At 68.9% G+C, this 15,933-nt stretch carries 16 protein-coding genes; 15 read left to right on the top strand and 1 reads right to left on the bottom strand.

Annotated features, from left to right (window positions below):
• The 8 genes from E5679_RS19280 to nusB form a co-directional block, all read left to right on the top strand.
• A partial coding sequence (locus tag E5679_RS19280) for an endolytic transglycosylase MltG (protein WP_138418920.1) occupies window positions 1–286 on the top strand: 286 nt, incomplete at its 5' end.
• A complete protein-coding gene (locus E5679_RS19275; protein WP_249336240.1) occupies window positions 283–1,170 on the top strand; it encodes a shikimate dehydrogenase in 888 nt (295 codons plus the stop codon). The genes E5679_RS19280 and E5679_RS19275, both read left to right, overlap by 4 nt.
• Before the next feature lie 26 nt (window positions 1,171–1,196).
• Window positions 1,197–2,396: a chorismate synthase gene (aroC, locus tag E5679_RS19270; protein ID WP_138418916.1), complete on the top strand. Its 1,200-nt coding sequence runs from the start codon at window positions 1,197–1,199 to the stop codon at window positions 2,394–2,396.
• A complete protein-coding gene (locus tag E5679_RS19265) occupies window positions 2,393–2,965 on the top strand; it encodes a shikimate kinase (RefSeq protein WP_138418914.1) in 573 nt (190 codons plus the stop codon). Before aroC ends, E5679_RS19265 begins: the two co-directional genes overlap by 4 nt.
• Window positions 2,949–4,076 carry a 3-dehydroquinate synthase gene (gene aroB / locus E5679_RS19260; RefSeq protein ID WP_138418912.1) on the top strand — a complete coding sequence of 376 codons (1,128 nt, stop codon included), beginning with the start codon at window positions 2,949–2,951 and terminating at the stop codon, window positions 4,074–4,076. The genes E5679_RS19265 and aroB overlap by 17 nt, the downstream gene beginning before the upstream one ends.
• Window positions 4,073–4,582, top strand: a complete 510-nt coding sequence (locus E5679_RS19255) for a tetratricopeptide repeat protein (RefSeq protein ID WP_138418910.1) — start codon at window positions 4,073–4,075, stop codon at window positions 4,580–4,582. The genes aroB and E5679_RS19255 overlap by 4 nt, the downstream gene beginning before the upstream one ends.
• Window positions 4,583–4,665: 83 nt before the next feature.
• Window positions 4,666–5,229 carry an elongation factor P gene (gene efp, locus E5679_RS19250; protein ID WP_138418908.1) on the top strand — a complete coding sequence of 188 codons (564 nt, stop codon included), beginning with the start codon at window positions 4,666–4,668 and terminating at the stop codon, window positions 5,227–5,229.
• Window positions 5,229–5,639 carry a transcription antitermination factor NusB gene (gene nusB, locus E5679_RS19245; RefSeq protein WP_138418906.1) on the top strand — a complete coding sequence of 137 codons (411 nt, stop codon included), beginning with the start codon at window positions 5,229–5,231 and terminating at the stop codon, window positions 5,637–5,639. Before efp ends, nusB begins: the two co-directional genes overlap by 1 nt.
• Window positions 5,640–5,672: 33 nt before the next feature.
• Here nusB and E5679_RS19240 read toward each other — a convergent pair whose 3' ends face one another.
• The gene (locus E5679_RS19240) at window positions 5,673–6,848 is read right to left on the bottom strand and encodes a PrsW family intramembrane metalloprotease (RefSeq protein ID WP_138418904.1); all 1,176 of its coding nucleotides are present in this window, start codon (window positions 6,846–6,848) and stop codon (window positions 5,673–5,675) included.
• Window positions 6,849–6,999: 151 nt separating this feature from the next.
• Between E5679_RS19240 and pyrR the strand changes: the two genes are divergently transcribed.
• The 7 genes from pyrR to pyrF are packed head-to-tail and all read left to right on the top strand — an operon-like array spanning window position 7,000 to window position 15,891.
• Complete coding sequence (gene pyrR / locus E5679_RS19235; RefSeq protein WP_138418902.1) at window positions 7,000–7,656, top strand: bifunctional pyr operon transcriptional regulator/uracil phosphoribosyltransferase PyrR; 657 nt, start codon at window positions 7,000–7,002, stop codon at window positions 7,654–7,656.
• Entirely contained in the window at window positions 7,653–8,624 is a 972-nt protein-coding gene (locus E5679_RS19230) for an aspartate carbamoyltransferase catalytic subunit (protein WP_138418900.1), read from the top strand. The genes pyrR and E5679_RS19230 overlap by 4 nt, the downstream gene beginning before the upstream one ends.
• On the top strand, window positions 8,621–9,970 hold the full coding sequence (locus E5679_RS19225) for a dihydroorotase (protein WP_138418898.1): 1,350 nt from the start codon (window positions 8,621–8,623) through the stop codon (window positions 9,968–9,970). Before E5679_RS19230 ends, E5679_RS19225 begins: the two co-directional genes overlap by 4 nt.
• The gene (locus E5679_RS19220) at window positions 9,970–10,479 is read left to right on the top strand and encodes a PH-like domain-containing protein (protein WP_138418896.1); all 510 of its coding nucleotides are present in this window, start codon (window positions 9,970–9,972) and stop codon (window positions 10,477–10,479) included. The genes E5679_RS19225 and E5679_RS19220 overlap by 1 nt, the downstream gene beginning before the upstream one ends.
• Before the next feature lie 12 nt (window positions 10,480–10,491).
• Window positions 10,492–11,694, top strand: coding sequence for a glutamine-hydrolyzing carbamoyl-phosphate synthase small subunit (gene carA, locus E5679_RS19215; protein ID WP_138418932.1), 1,203 nt, complete (start codon window positions 10,492–10,494; stop codon window positions 11,692–11,694).
• Window positions 11,694–15,026: a carbamoyl-phosphate synthase large subunit gene (gene carB, locus E5679_RS19210; protein ID WP_138418894.1), complete on the top strand. Its 3,333-nt coding sequence runs from the start codon at window positions 11,694–11,696 to the stop codon at window positions 15,024–15,026. The genes carA and carB overlap by 1 nt, the downstream gene beginning before the upstream one ends.
• Window positions 15,019–15,891 (top strand): orotidine-5'-phosphate decarboxylase, encoded by an 873-nt coding sequence (gene pyrF / locus E5679_RS19205; protein WP_275092567.1) that lies wholly within the window; start codon window positions 15,019–15,021, stop codon window positions 15,889–15,891. Before carB ends, pyrF begins: the two co-directional genes overlap by 8 nt.
• The last annotated feature ends 42 nt before the right edge of the window (window positions 15,892–15,933 follow it).

Here is a 15,933-nt window from a genome sequence, read left to right as displayed (position 1 = left end):
TGGGCTGGGGACGAAGACGGTGCAGCTGACGGATGCGCAGAAGCAGGATGGGAACAACGCGTACAACACGTACGTGCATCAGGGGCTGCCGCCGGGTCCGATCGGCTCGCCGGGGGCGAAGGCCGTGGCGGCCGCGGCGCACCCCACGGCGAACGACTACCTGTTCTGGGTCACAGTGAACCTGGACACGGGGGAGACGAAGTTCGCCAAGACCTACGCCGAGCACCAGACGTACGTGGCCCAGTACCAGCAGTGGTGCAACGCCAACGCCGGGAAGTGCAAGTGACCGCAGCCAGACGTCGGGCTGCCGTCCTCGGCCACCCGATCGGTCATTCACGCTCACCCGCCCTGCACGCCGCCGCCTACGCGGTGCTGGGGGAGGACATCGAGTACGGCGCGTTCGATCTGGTGCCGGAGCAGTTGGGCGACTTCGTGGCTCGAGTGCGTTCCGAACGGGGGTGGTGCGGCCTGTCCGTCACGATGCCGCTCAAGTCCTCGTTCGTCCATTACGTCGACGCACTTTCGGGCCACGCGCTCACCCTCGGTGCGCTCAACACCGTGACCTTCGAGCATGCGGGGCCGAGCCCTGACCTGCGGCTCGTGGGGCACAACACGGACGTCGCGGGCATCGTCGAGGCGTTTCGCCACGCCGGGGTCGTCCGCGCCCACCGCCCCGTCGTCGTCGGAAGCGGGAACACGGCCCTCGCAGCGGTCGCCGCCATCGCCGACCTGGGCGCAGACTCGGTGCTCTTCCTCGTCCGCTCGCCCGAACGGACCGGTGAGGCAGTGGATCTCGCGGCGCGCCTCGGGCTCGCGGTCCGGATCGAGGGTATCGACGGCGGTGCCGCGGCCTTGCGGGCTGCCGACGTCGTGGTGAGCACCCTCCCGCCAAGGGCGGCGGACACGCTCGCCGGTGAGCTCTCTGCCCGTGGCGTCGGCACGGACGACGGCGTGCAGGGAGTCCTCCTTGACGTCGCCTACGACCCGTGGCCCACTCAGCTCGGGCTCGCGTGGGAAGCCCGGGGCGGCAGCGTGCTTCATGGCCTCGAGATGCTCGTCTACCAGGCCGTTGAACAGATCGTGCTCTTCACCGGACGCCAGGACGCCCGGCAGCTCGATGTCATAGATGTGATGTGTAACTCAGTGGGCCTCCCCCAGCGCACGCGCTAGTGGGGCCCCGTGGCAGGATGGATGGCATGTTGCGTTGGTTGACCGCCGGGGAGTCGCATGGTCCGGCACTCGTGGGAATCGTCGAGGGGCTTCCGGCCGGCGTCGAGCTGACCAGTGAGGATGTTCGGCGTGCCCTCGCCCGGCGGCGGCTCGGCTACGGCCGCGGCGCGCGCATGAAGTTCGAACAGGACCAGGTCACGATCATCGGCGGTGTCCGCCACGGCCTCACTCAGGGCGGGCCCGTGGCCATTCAGGTCGGCAACACGGAATGGCCCAAGTGGGAGCAGGTCATGGCCGCGGATCCCGTTCCGGCGGACGAGCTGGACGGCCTTGCACGGAATGCTCCGCTCACTCGTCCACGCCCCGGGCACGCAGACTTCACCGGCATGCAGAAGTACGGCTTCGACGAAGCGCGTCCCGTCCTCGAACGCGCCTCCGCGCGCGAGACGGCTGCCCGCGTTGCACTCGGAACCGTGGCCGCGAACTTCCTCCGCCAGCTCGGGATCGAGCTGGTGAGCCACACGACCCAGATCGCGGGAGTTGCGGCCCCCGAGGATGCGCCGCTCCCGCTCCCTTCCGACGTTGATCTCCTCGACGCCGACCCGCTGCGCTGCTTCCACCCCGAGACGTCCGCTGCCATGGTCGGCGAAGTCGACAGCGCGCACAAGGAGGGCGAGACCCTCGGGGGCGTTGTCGAGGTGCTGGCCTACGGGCTCCCGCCGGGACTCGGAAGCTACGTGCACTGGGACCGCAGGCTGGACGCACGCCTCGCGGGCGCCCTCATGGGCATTCAGGCGATCAAGGGTGTCGAGGTGGGCGACGGTTTCCGGACCGCGGCGCGCCGCGGCTCGCAGGCCCATGACGAAATCGTCCGCGATGACTCGGGCAAGATCGTCCGCTCCACGAACCGCGCCGGCGGAATCGAGGGCGGGATGAGCATTGGCGACGTCCTCCGGGTTCGCGCGGCCATGAAGCCCATCGCGACCGTTCCCCGCGCTCTGGGCACGATCGACATCAGCACCGGCGAGGCGGCCAAGGCCCATCACCAGCGGTCCGACGTCTGCGCGGTCCCGGCCGCAGGGGTCGTCGCGGAGGCGATGGTGGCCCTCGTCCTGGCCCAAGCTGTGCTCGAGAAGTTCGGCGGCGACTCGGTCGAGGAGACGCGAAGGAACCTCGAGGCGTTCCTCGAGCACATCCCATCCGCGATGGATTCGGTCATCCGATGACCTCTGGCGTTCCGGACCTCGGAACCGGCCAGTCCACGGTGGTCCTGATGGGGCCGATGGCCTCCGGCAAGTCGTCGGTCGGCGCCGAGCTTGCGCGGCTGCTCGGCGCGGATTTCGTCGACATCGACGTTCGCGTGACGAGCGCCCATGGCCCGATCCCAGAGATCTTCGCAGATCTTGGGGAGGAAGGCTTCCGGGACCTCGAGGCGCAGGCGGTTGCCGACGTGCTGGCAGAGGAGCACCGCCGTGGCCTGGTCATTGCTCTCGGCGGGGGCGCGGTGCTGCGGGAGGAGACCCGCGCGCGTCTTGCCGGCCATCAGGTCGTCTACCTCGAGGTCGCGTGGGAGGATGTCGCCCCCCGGCTCGCTGGGAGCGAGGACCGCCCCCTCCTGCACGGCGAAGCGGAGAAGAGCTGGCGCGAGCTCATGGACCGCCGACGCCCCGTCTACGAATCCGTCGCGACACTGCGCGTTCGCGCGGCGGGAGGGACGGCCGCCCAAGTCGCCCAGACCGTCGCAGACCAGTTGTCCCCAGTTCAGAAGGAGCTGTCGCGTGAGCGACGACACTGATACCCGGACCCCCAGCCAGGACACCGTCATCAAGGTGACGGGCGAGCAGCCCCATGAGAACTACGACGTTGTCGTCGGGCATGGTCTCCTCGGGCGCCTGGGCCCCATCCTCGGCGAGAGGGTCCAGCGCGTCCTGGTGATCCATCCGCGTGCCCTGCGCGCCACCGGAGATGCAGTCCGGGATTCGCTCGCGGCCGACGGGTTCACCGCGCTGACGGCGGAGATCCCCGACGCGGAGGAAGGCAAGCACATCCAGGTCGCGGCCTTCTGCTGGCAGGTCCTCGGCCAGAACGACTTCACCCGCTCGGACGCCGTTGTGTCCGTGGGCGGCGGCGCCGTGACCGATCTCGCCGGCTTCGTAGCCGCGACGTGGCTGCGCGGGGTACGGGTCGTACACCTGCCGACAAGCCTGCTGGGAATGGTCGATGCCGCGGTCGGCGGCAAGACGGGCATCAACACTGCCGAGGGCAAGAATCTCGTGGGCGCCTTCCACCCGCCTGCTGCGGTGCTCGCCGACCTCGACGCCCTCTCCACGCTCCCGCGGAACGAACTCGTCTCCGGCCTCGCCGAAGTCGTGAAGTGCGGGTTCATTGCCGACCCGGCGATCCTCGAGCTGATCGAACGCGATCCGGCAGGCAGCACGGATCCGGGCTCCGCGGCGCTGCGCGAGCTCATCGAGCGTGCCATTGCGGTCAAGGCTGAGGTCGTCTCGGGCGATCTCAAGGAAAGCGGCCGCCGGGAGATCCTCAACTACGGGCACACTCTCGGCCACGCGATCGAGCTTGCCGAACGGTATCAGTGGCGGCATGGCGCCGCCGTGAGCGTGGGCATGATGTTCGCTGCCGAACTGGCTCGAAGTGTCGGCCGGCTCGAGGACGCCGTGGCCGACCGTCACCGCAGCATCCTCGAGGGGCTCGGCCTCCCGACCTCGTATCGCGGCGACCGCTGGCAGGCGCTCCTGGACGGCATGCGCCGGGACAAGAAGTCCCGCGGAGACCTCCTGCGCTTCGTGGTGCTCGACGACGTAGCACGCCCCGGGATTCTCGAGGTCCCCGACACGTCGCTCCTGTTCGCGGCATATCAGGAGATCGCGCAGGAGACTTCGGCATGATGATCGACCGCCGCGAGTGGCCCGACGCGGGCTTCCCCGGCATCGCTGTCGATCCCGAGACGCTCAACGCCGTCGTCGTGGACGAGGAGCGCTGCGAGGCCGCGCTCGAGGCGAGCGGATCGCTCGAGGATCGCGCCGTCGTCGAACTCGCCCGCGGCCACGTGAGCGAGGCCGCCGAGCTCATCGTCGAGGCGCGGTACAAGGACCCGGAGTCGTTCCACCTCAAGATCCTCGAACTCGACGTCATGCGGCTGGGCAACCGGAATGACCGTGCGCTCGAGCGCGCGCGCCAGCTCCTCTCCGAGGTGAAGGGAACGCCGCGAGAGGCGACAGTCCAGCAGTATCTGGGCAAGATCCAGTTCACGCGCGCACAGTTCGCGGCCGCCGAGGAGGCGTTCGCGAAGGCGCTGGAACTCCGGGTCGCCGCTGCCGCCGATGCCAGCCTCATCTACACGAGCACCGTGGCCCTGGGTCGTGCCCGCGAGGAGCGCTACGGCACCCCGTAACGCACGCGGGTAGACTGGACTATTGGATTTCCGCGTGACAACCGCCCGACGCGCGCAGACAAGAGCAGACAAGAGAGGGATACGTGGCAACGACCAACGACATCAAGAACGGGACCGTGCTGAAGATTGACGGCCAATTGTGGAACGTCATCGAATTCCAGCACGTCAAGCCCGGCAAGGGCGGGGCGTTCGTGCGCACCAAGATGCGCAACATCACCTCGGGCAAGGTGGTGGACCGCACGTTCAACGCCGGCGCCAAGATCGACACCGCCACCGTGGACCGCCGCGACTACCAGTACCTGTACAAGGACGGCTCGGACTTCGTGTTCATGGACACGCAGGACTTCGACCAGATCCACCTCTCCGCCGAGGCCGTCGGCGATGCCGCCAACTTCATGCTCGAGAACCAGGAAGTGCTGATTGCGCTCAACGAGGGCTCTCCGCTCTACATCGAGCTCCCGCCGAGCGTGACCCTCGAGATCACCTACACAGAGCCGGGCCTGCAGGGCGACCGTTCGTCCGCTGGCACCAAGCCTGCCACCCTCGAGACCGGCTATGAGATCCAGGTTCCCCTCTTCGTCGAGACGGGCACCAAGGTCAAGGTGGACACCCGCGACGGCAGCTACCTGGGACGTGTCAACGACTAGTGAGCGCCCGCGGCAAGGCCCGGAGCCGGGCCCTCGACATCCTTTTCGAGGCTGAACAGCGCTCAGTCGCGCCTTCCGAGGTCATCCAGCGGCGGTTGGAGAGCACCGACCAGCAGATCAACCCGTACACGGAGGAAATCGTGTCCGGCGTGATCGCCAAGCAGGGCCAGATCGACGAACTGCTGCGCACCTACGCGCAAGGGTGGACGCTCGAGCGGATGCCCGCCGTCGACCGGGTCATTCTCCGGATCGGCACGTGGGAGCTTCTCTTCAACGACGACGTCCCCGACGGCGTCGCGGTGAGCGAGGCCGTCGCCCTCGCCCGCACCATGTCCACCGACGACTCCCCGGGATTCGTCAACGGCCTGCTCGGCCGCCTGCAGGAGCTCAAGCCGACCCTGTTGGCCTGAATCCGGATCGCACCGCCCAGTAAGCGGGCCGGCTCAGGGAGCGACGACAACGTCCCTGAGCCGGCCCGCTTCGCGCAGGAGCTCCTGTTCCGCCACGAGGTAACCCGCGAGGTCGCGCCCGCTCACCGCTCTCTGCCGTGTATACGCAAGCTCTGTCGCGACCCGGATGAACTGGCGCATGGCGGAGGCCCGGCCACGCGAGGCGGCCCAGCGGAGGCCGGCGCTGCGGCCTCTGGGCGTTGCGAGCATGTCCACCTCAAGCGCCGTGAACCAGCCCGCGCGTGCATATTCGGAGAGGCGTCGATGCGTGAGCCGCGCATCAGCACGCCGTAGAAGGTAGACGCCGCCGATCGCCACGCAGAACAGCGGAACCTGGACGGCGGCGTAGACGAGGAAGAAGCTGCTCCCTGCACTGTTCCACAGGTGGTGGAGCAGCATGGCGGGGACGAGGCCCACGAGGAACGCAACGAGCCCCGAGCCCGCGTTCCATCGGCGCGCGGCGAACCCCACGATCGCCCCGAGAGTGCCCGTGAACATCGCGTGGGCGAAGGGGGAGAGGATGCCGCGAAGCATGAAGACCACCACGAGGCCCGCCGGCGAGCCTTGGCTCTCCGCGAAGGCTCTGCCGAAGTAGAGGATGTTCTCGGTAAACGCGAAGCCCGCGGCGATCGTCATGCCGTAGACCACGCCGTCCACGGGGCCATCGAAGTACTTCCGCGCGGCAAGGAACAGCACCAGCAGGCCGATTCCCTTGGAGAGCTCCTCGACGAACGGCGCCTCGACGGTCGCGAGGAACTCCCTCGTGGCGTCCCGGCCTGCCCCGGTCGGGGCGAAAGCCGCCATGAAGACGGGCTGGGCCAGCGTCGTGGTGGCTACGGCGACGACCGCGCCCCACGCGAGCGCGAAGGCCAGGAGGCGCTTCGGCTCCGGCTCCCACCGGTCCACAATCGCCACCGTGCCGAGGACGATGGCGAGGGGAACAAGCGAGAGGACGAAGCCGATGGCCAGCCCTCCGCTTCCGGTGGACGAGAGCAGAAACGGCACGACGAGGGCGAGGCCGGCGAGGACGAGCACGGCACCCGACAGCAGGAGCGCGCGGAGGCCGGGAGTGTCGCTCCGATGCGGGGGCTGCACCGGGACGTTCCAGACTGCGCTCGGAGGCGGGCCCGGGCGGCTTGCTGGCGGCGGCCACGGAGCGTTGCTCGTCATGGCACCAACATATCCGCGCGCGCAAGCCCTTTCCGGTGTAGCGCGCACCACACGGGGCCGAGGCGCCCCGGCGGGCTGTGATAGCTTTGAAGGCGGTTCAGCCTTCACTTCCTTTTAATTCCGTCCTGTGAGGCGGGGAAAGGGGTCTGCCATGGCATCCGCCGAAGCAGACGGGGAAGCGACTCGGACCGCAGCCCGGGCGCACGCGCCGTCGGGCCGCGTTGTCCTGAGCGCAGCGGATATCGACCGCGCCCTGACGCGCATTGCGCACGAGATCCTCGAAGCCAACAAGGGCCCGGAAGACATTGTGCTTCTCGGCATCCCGCGCCGGGGGTATCCCCTCGCCGTGCGACTCGCCCGCAAGCTTGCAGCCGCCGATCCGACGGTCGTGGCCGAGCAGATCGTCGGGCAGCTCGACATCACGATGTTCCGGGACGATCTCTCCCGCCAGCCCACTCGCTCCCCGTCGCCCACCAGGCTTCCCTCCCAGGGAATCGACAACAAGGTCGTGGTGCTGGTGGATGACGTCCTCTACTCCGGCCGCACTATCCGTGCAGCTCTCGATGCCCTCGTGGACCTCGGACGCCCGCGGATCGTCCGCCTTGCCGTCCTCGTGGACCGCGGGCACCGCGAACTTCCCATCCGTGCGGACCATGTGGGCAAGAACCTGCCGACCTCCGCAGCGGAAAAGGTCCGCGTGCGGCTCACGGAGATCGACGGTGAAGGCGGCGACCCGGAATTCACCGAGGACCACGTGGCCATCGAGGCGCCCCGCGATGAGGACTCGACCGAGGGGGAGATCCAGTGAAGCACCTTCTCTCGACAAGGGACCTCACCCCGGGAGACGCGATCCGCATCCTCGACACCGCCGAGGAGATGGCCGCGGTCAATGACCGCGAGGTTCGCAAGCTCCCCGCACTCCGCGGCCGGACCGTGGTCAACCTGTTCTTCGAGGACTCGACGCGAACGCGCATCTCGTTCGAGGCGGCCGCCAAGCGGCTCTCGGCGGACGTCATCAACTTCGCCGCGAAGGGCTCCTCCGTCTCGAAGGGCGAGTCCCTCAAGGACACCGCGCAGACGCTCGAAGCGATCGGTGCTGACGCCGTCGTCATCCGCCATTCGGCGGCCGGCGCGCCGCATCGGCTCGCCATGACCGACTGGATCAACGCGGCAGTCGTCAATGCCGGCGACGGCACCCACGAGCACCCTACACAGGCGCTCCTCGACGCGTTCACGCTCCGCCGGCATCTCTCCAAAGTGGCCGGGACGCCGTCGACAGGCGCGGATCTGGCCGGCGCCCACGTCGTGATCGTGGGCGACATCCTGCACTCGCGCGTTGCCCGTTCCAACGTCTGGCTTCTCACGACGCTCGGGGCGCGGGTCACGCTCGTGGCGCCGCCCACTCTGTTGCCGTTCGGCGTCGAGCAGTGGCCGTGCGCAGTGAGCTACGACCTGGACGAGGCCCTCGCCGACGCCCCGGACGCCGTCATGATGCTGCGCGTCCAAGCCGAACGGATGAACGCCTCCTACTTCCCGTCCACGGCTGAATACTCCAGGCTCTGGGGCCTCGGCGACGAGCGGTTCGCCCGCTTCTCCGAACCCGAGTTGAAGGACACTGTCATCCTGCACCCCGGTCCCATGGTGCGCGGCCTGGAGATCTCCTCGGTGGCGGCCGACTCGGACCGTTCCCAGGTGCTCCGCCAGGTCGCCAACGGCGTGTCCGTCCGCATGGCCGTCCTCTACCTGCTCATGTCTGCAAAGGAGTCCACGCGATGACCGCCTCGAACGCCAGCCCTGAGGCTGCCCCCAGCTATCTCCTTCGGGGCGCGGCCCTGTACGGCGGTGAGCGCGCAGACCTCCTCATCGAAGCCGGACGGATCGCCGCTGTCGGAGCGATCGCCGCCCCAGCTGGCGCCAGGGTGGTGGACGCGGACGGCCTCGTGGCCCTGCCTGGCCTCGTCGACGTCCACACGCACCTGCGCGAGCCGGGGCGAGAGGACGCCGAGACCGTCGAGACCGGGTCACGGGCGGCGGCACTCGGTGGCTACACCGCGGTCCATGCCATGGCGAACAGCAATCCGGTCGCGGATACGGCTGGCGTCGTCGAGCAGGTGCACAGCCTCGGTCGCCGTGCCGGCTGGGTCGACGTGCGTCCCGTGGGAGCGGTGACGGTGGGTCTTGCCGGCGAACAGCTGGCAGAGATCGGCGCAATGGCAGATTCGGCCGCTCGCGTGCGGATGTTCTCCGACGACGGCATGTGCGTGCACGATCCCGTGCTCATGCGCCGCGCCCTCGAGTACGTCAAGGCGTTCGACGGCGTCGTGGCCCAGCACGCGCAGGAGCCGCGGCTGACAGCTGGCGCGCAGATGAACGAGGGCGCCGTCTCGGCGGTTCTTGGCCTTCCGGGGTGGCCCGCCGTCGCCGAGGAGAGCATCATCGCCCGCGACGTCCTGCTCGCCCAGCACGTGGGCTCGCGCCTCCATGTGTGCCACGTCTCCACCGCCGGGTCGGTCGAGATCATCCGGTGGGCGAAGTCCCGGGGCATCAACGTCACGGCGGAGGTCACGCCCCACCACCTCTGGCTCACCGACGAGCTCGTGCGCAGCTACGACCCCGTGTACAAGGTGAACCCGCCGCTGCGCACGCAGGACGACGTCGAGGCGCTGCGGACCGCCCTTGCCGACGGCACGATCGATGTGGTCGGCACCGATCACGCCCCCCACCCGAGCGAGCACAAGGAATGCGAGTGGGCCCAGGCTGCCATGGGCATGACTGGGCTCGAGACGGCACTGTCCGTGGTCCAGCACACGATGGTCGAGAGCGGCCTCTTGGATTGGCGAGCGGTGGCGCGCGCAATGTCCGAGGTGCCAGCGCACATCGGGCGCGCCGGCGATCAGGGCCGTCCCCTCGCCGAGGGGGAGCCGGCGAACCTCGTGCTCGTCGACCCCGCCGCACGCTGGGTCGTCAATCCGTCGGTTCAGGCTACGAAGGGCCGGAACTCGCCATTTGCCGGGCGCGAGCTTCCGGGCCGAGTCGTGGCGACGTTCTTCCGAGGGCACCCCACGGTGCTCGACGGTGCCCTCAACGAGCCGTATCCGCAGCCGGCGGTGGTGACCCGCTGATGGACCACCTGCTGACGGCGGTCACCTCGGTCATCCTCGCCGTCGCGCTCGTTTTCCTCGTCTGGCTGGGCTGGCGGGCGCGGAAGCGACGACAGTCGGACATCGCCGCGCCGCGGCCGTTCCCCGAGGCTCCGGGCCGCGAGCGCTTCCGCGCGGAGGGCCAGTACGTCGCGACGACGGCCGCGGGGGACTGGCTGGACCGGGTCGCCGTGCATGGGCTCGGTATCCGAACCCGAGCGGACGCGGCGGTGTACGACGGCGGCATCCTGTTTGACCGCGCGGGCTCCGGGCCGCTGTGGGTCCCAGCGGGGGACCTCGCGGAGGTGCGTCTCGAGAGCGGGATGGCCGGAAAGTTCGTGGAGCGGGACGGGCTAGTGGTAGTCGAGTGGCGTCTGGGGGAGAAGCCCGTGGACACCGGCTTCCGGACCCGGCGGCCCGACGACAAGAGTTCCCTGGTGGCAGCAATCGAAGACCTCATGAGTGCAGGGCGCGCTCAGGAAGAAGAGTGAAGAGTGAGTGAGATGACGAACCAGGCGGCCAAGCTGAACAGGGCTGTATTGGTGCTCGAAGACGGGCGGATGTTCCGCGGCCGCAGCTACGGTGCCGTGGGTACCACGCTCGGCGAGGCGGTCTTCGCGACAGGCATGACGGGCTACCAGGAGACGCTGACGGACCCGTCTTACGCGCGCCAGATCGTTGTCCAGACGGCCCCGCATATCGGGAACACCGGCGTCAACGACGAGGATCCCGAGTCGCGGCGGATCTGGGTCTCCGGGTATGTGGTCCGCGACCCCGCCCGCCGTCCCTCGAACTGGCGTTCCGAGGGCAGCCTCGACGACGAGCTCGCCCATCAGGGCGTGGTGGGCATCCAGGGCGTTGACACCCGGGCGATCACCCGCCATCTCCGCGAGCACCGGACGATGCGCGCCGGCATCTTCTCTGGGCAGGCCGCCGAGCGCAGCGACAAGGAGCTCCTCGACGAAGTGCTCGCGAGCGCTGGGATGGAGGGCTCGCGCCTGGCCGAGGAAGTGAGCGTGGACGAGGCCTACGTCGTGGAGCCGTCCGACCATGGCTGGGAGGGGGAACCCCGCTTCACCATCGCCGCCATCGATCTCGGGATCAAGTCCATGACGCCGCACCGTTTCGCCGAACGCGGCGTGCGCGTCCACGTCCTGCCCGCCGGCTCGACGCTCGAGGACGTCAAGGCCGTCAATCCCGACGGGTTCTTCATGTCCAACGGCCCCGGCGACCCGGCCACCGCAGACGTTCAGGTCAACCTGCTCCGCTCGGTGCTCGACGAGCAGATTCCCTACTTCGGAATCTGCTTCGGGAACCAGATCCTGGGCCGCGCCCTCGGCTTCGGGACCTACAAGCTGCGCTACGGCCACCGCGGGATCAACCAGCCGGTCATGGACCGCCGCACCGGCAAGGTCGAGATCACGTCGCAGAACCACGGCTTCGCGGTCGACGCGCCGCTCGACGGCCCGACGCCCGCGCCCGAGTCGCGCTATGGGCGTGTCGAGGTGAGCCACGTGAGCCTCAACGACCAGGTGGTCGAGGGCCTCGCGTGCCTTGACATCCCCGCGTTCTCCGTCCAATACCACCCGGAGGCGGCCGCCGGCCCGCACGACGCCGCGTACCTGTTCGACCGGTTCATCGAGCTGATGGAAGAGCAGCGCCAACTGGACCAGCAGAAGACTTCTCAGAGCGAGGAAGCGAAGTAATGCCAAAGCGTACAGATCTCAAGAGCGTCCTCGTCATCGGTTCCGGCCCGATCGTCATCGGCCAGGCCGCCGAGTTCGACTACTCGGGCACGCAGGCCCTCCGCGTCCTGAAGGACGAAGGCCTCCGCGTGATCCTCGTCAACTCGAACCCCGCGACGATCATGACGGATCCCGAGTTCGCCGACGCTACCTACGTCGAGCCGATCACCCCGGAGGTCGTCGAGAAGATCATCGCGAAGGAGCGCCCGGACGCGATCCTTCCGACCCTCGGCGGGCAGACCGCTCTGAACACCGCCATCGCCCTCGACAAGAACGGCGTGCTCACCAAGTACGGTGTCGAGCTCATCGGCGCGAACATCGACGCGATCGAGCTCGGCGAGGATCGCGAGAAGTTCAAGGGCGTCGTGGAACGGTGCGGCGCCGAGTCCGCACGGAGCCAGATCGTGCACACGATCGACGAGGCGCTGTCGGCCGCGGAATGGCTGGGCTACCCGCTCGTGGTCCGCCCGTCCTTCACGATGGGCGGCCTCGGCTCCGGTTTCGCGTACACGGAAGAGGACCTCCGTCGCATCGTCGGCCAGGGACTCCTCTACAGCCCGACCACCGAAGTACTCCTCGAGGAGAGCATCCTCGGCTGGAAGGAGTACGAGCTCGAGATGATGCGCGACAAGAACGACAACGTCGTGGTCGTGTGCTCGATCGAGAACTTTGACCCGGTCGGCGTCCACACCGGCGATTCCATCACGGTGGCCCCTGCGCTGACTCTCACCGACCGCGAGTACCAGAAGCTCCGGGACGTTGCGATCGCCGTCATCCGCGAGGTCGGCGTGGACACCGGCGGCTGTAACATCCAGTTCGCGGTCGACCCGAAGACCGGCCGCGTGATCGTCATCGAGATGAACCCGCGCGTCTCGCGCTCCTCGGCCCTTGCGTCGAAGGCCACGGGCTTCGCGATCGCGAAGATCGCCACGAAGCTCTCACTCGGCTACACGCTCGACGAGATCCCGAACGACATCACCCAGAAGACGCCGGCGAGCTTCGAGCCGACGCTGGACTACGTGGTCGTCAAGGTTCCGCGCTTTGCCTTCGAGAAGTTCCCGGCGGCGGACCCGACGCTCACGACGACGATGAAGAGCGTGGGCGAGGCCATGGCCCTCGGCCGCAACTTCACCGAGGCGCTCCAGAAGGCGCTCCGCTCGCTCGAGCAGCGCGGCGCCCAGCTCGACTTCGCGGCAGTGCCCGAGTACGAGGTGCCCGAACTCATCGAGCAGGCCAAGCGGCCCACGACGGACCGCCTCAAGCAGGTCCAGCGTGCCCTCCTCGGCGGTGCGAGCGTCGAGGACCTGTACGCCGCGACGGGCATCGACCCCTGGTTCCTCGACCAGCTCCAGCTGCTCAACGAGATCGCCGCCGAGATCAAGGCCGCCCCTGCGCTCACGGAGGACATCCTGCGCCTCGCGAAGCGGCACGGCTTCTCCGACGAGCAGATCGGTGCCCTCACGCACCATTCCGAGGATGTGGTCCGCGGCGTCCGCCAGGCCCTCGGCGTGCGCCCCGTCTACAAGACCGTCGACACCTGCGCGGCCGAGTTCGCGGCGTACACGCCCTACCACTACTCGTCATACGACGAGGAGGACGAGGTCGGCCTGCACTCGAAGCCGTCGATCGTGATCCTCGGCTCGGGCCCGAACCGGATCGGCCAGGGCATCGAGTTCGACTACTCGTGCGTCCACGCCTCGATGGCGCTGCGCAAGGCGGGCTACGAGACGGTCATGGTGAACTGCAACCCCGAGACCGTCTCGACCGACTACGACATCTCGACTCGCCTCTACTTCGAGCCGCTCACGCTCGAGGATGTCCTGGAGGTCATCGCCGCCGAGGAGCGCACGGGCGGCGTCATGGGCGTCTTCGTGCAGCTGGGCGGCCAGACCCCGCTCAAGCTCGCGCAGCAGCTCGCCGACGCGGGCGTGCCGATCCTCGGGACGTCGCCCGAGGCCATCGACCTCGCCGAGCACCGCGGCGCCTTCGCGAAGGTGCTCGACGACGCCGGCCTGATCTCGCCGAAGAACGGCACCGCGGTCTCGTTCGACGAGGCCAAGCGGATCGCCGACGAGATCGGCTACCCGGTCCTCGTCCGCCCGTCGTACGTGCTCGGCGGCCGCGGCATGGAGATTGTCTACGACGAGCCGAACCTGCACCGCTACATCGAGAACGCGACGGAGATCACGCCGGACCACCCCGTCCTCATCGACCGCTTCCTCGAGGACGCCGTCGAGATCGACGTCGACGCGCTCTACGACGGCCGCGAGCTGTACCTCGGCGGCGTTATGGAGCACATCGAGGAGGCCGGCATCCACTCGGGCGACTCGGCGTGCGTCCTGCCGCCGGTGACGCTCGGCGAGAACGTCCTCGAGCGGGTCCGCAAGGCAACGCAGGCGATCGCGGAGGGCGTGGGCGTGCGTGGCCTCATCAACATCCAGTTCGCCCTCGCCGCGGACGTGCTCTACGTCCTCGAGGCCAACCCCCGCGCCTCGCGCACGGTGCCATTCGTCTCGAAGGCGACTGGCGTGCAGCTCGCGAAGGCAGCCGCCCTGATCGGCACGGGCGTGACGATCCATCAGCTCCGGACGGCGTACCGGATGCTCCCGGAGAGCGGGGATGGCGCGGCGATCAGCCCGAATGCCGCGGTGGCCGTGAAAGAGGCGGTCCTGCCGTTCAGCCGGTTCCGCACCCCTGAGGGGACGGTCGTCGACAGCCTGCTCGGCCCGGAGATGCGGTCCACCGGGGAGGTCATGGGCATCGACAAGCACTTCGACACGGCGTTCGCGAAGAGCCAGGCCGGCGCCAACAACGCGCTGCCCACGTCCGGCCGAGTCTTCGTCTCGGTCGCGAACCGCGACAAGCGCTCGGTGATCCTCGGCGTCAAGAAGCTCGCGGACCTCGGCTTCGAGATCGTCTCCACCGGCGGCACCGCGGCCGTCCTGCGCCGCAACGGCATTCAGGCGACAGTCGTGCGCAAGGTGGGCGAAGGTGCGGCCGACGGCGAGGGCACCATCGTGGACCTCATCAATGACGGTCAGATCGACATGGTCTTCAACACCCCCTCCGGCGGCGCCGCTCGGGGCGACGGCTACGAGATCCGCGCCGCAGCGACGTCGAACGGCAAGCCCTGCATCACCACCGTGGCCGAGTTCAACTTCGCAGTTCTGGCCATCGAGGCGATGCGGCAGTTCGAGTGGAGCGTGACGAGCCTCCAAGAGCACGAGGCACGGCTTCGGGAGCCCCAGGCCGAGGGCGCCGACGCCGGCGCCGCGGAGCCGGCAGGTGTCTGAGGCGGCGGGCCGCGCGCTGAGTCGTGCGCTCAGTCGTGCACCGTTCGGTGCGAGGCTCGCGCAGGCGATGGGGGAGCGGGGCCCTCTATGCGTGGGCATCGACCCCCACCCCGGGCTTCTGGAGCGCTGGGAACTCGCGGACGACGTCGACGGGGTGCGGCGCTTCTCGCTCGCCGTCGTCGACGCGGTCGCGGATCTCGCCGCAGCGCTCAAGCCGCAAGTGGCGCTCTACGAGCGGCACGGCGCGGCCGGGCTCGCGGTGCTCGAGGAGGTCTTGGCGGCGTCGGCTGCGGCCGGCGTGCTGAGCATTGCCGACGCGAAGCGGGGAGATATCGGCTCGACCATGGCCGCGTACGCGGACGCTTGGCTCGGTGACCGCTCCCCGCTCGCGGCGGATGCCGTCACCCTGAGCCCCTATCTCGGCTTCGAGTCGCTGCGGCCGGCCCTGGATTTGGCCGCGGTCACGGGAAGGGGCGTCTTCGTCCTCGCGCTCACGTCGAACCCCGAGGGAGCCTCCGTCCAGCACACGGGCGGCGCGCATTCCGTGGCGAAGGGGGTGTGTGAAGCCGCCGCAGCCGAGAACGCGAGGTACGCGGAGGAAGTCCTCGGCAGCGTGGGGCTCGTGGTCGGCGCAACGGTGGGTGACGCCGTCGGCCGCCTCGGACTCGACCTTGCCTCAATGGGTGGCCCCATCCTCGCTCCCGGCCTCGGCGCCCAGGGGGCCTCTGGCGCCCAGCTCCGGTCGACCTTCGGCGACGCCTATTCCCGCGTCCTGGGGACCTCGAGCCGGGACATCCTCGCAGGTGGACCGAGCCGTGCAGGACTTCGAGAGCGCGCGGAGCGAACGCTCGCCGAGCTCTCCTGACCCAAGGTCCCACAAGGCTCCGGGCATTGCCACGCAACGGCT

Source organism: Sinomonas gamaensis, assembly GCF_005876955.1.
In the GTDB taxonomy this organism is placed as follows: Bacteria; Actinomycetota; Actinomycetes; order Actinomycetales; family Micrococcaceae; genus Sinomonas; species Sinomonas gamaensis.
Note: the sequence above shows the minus strand (reverse complement) of the source record. Positions and strands in the feature narration are given on the sequence as shown.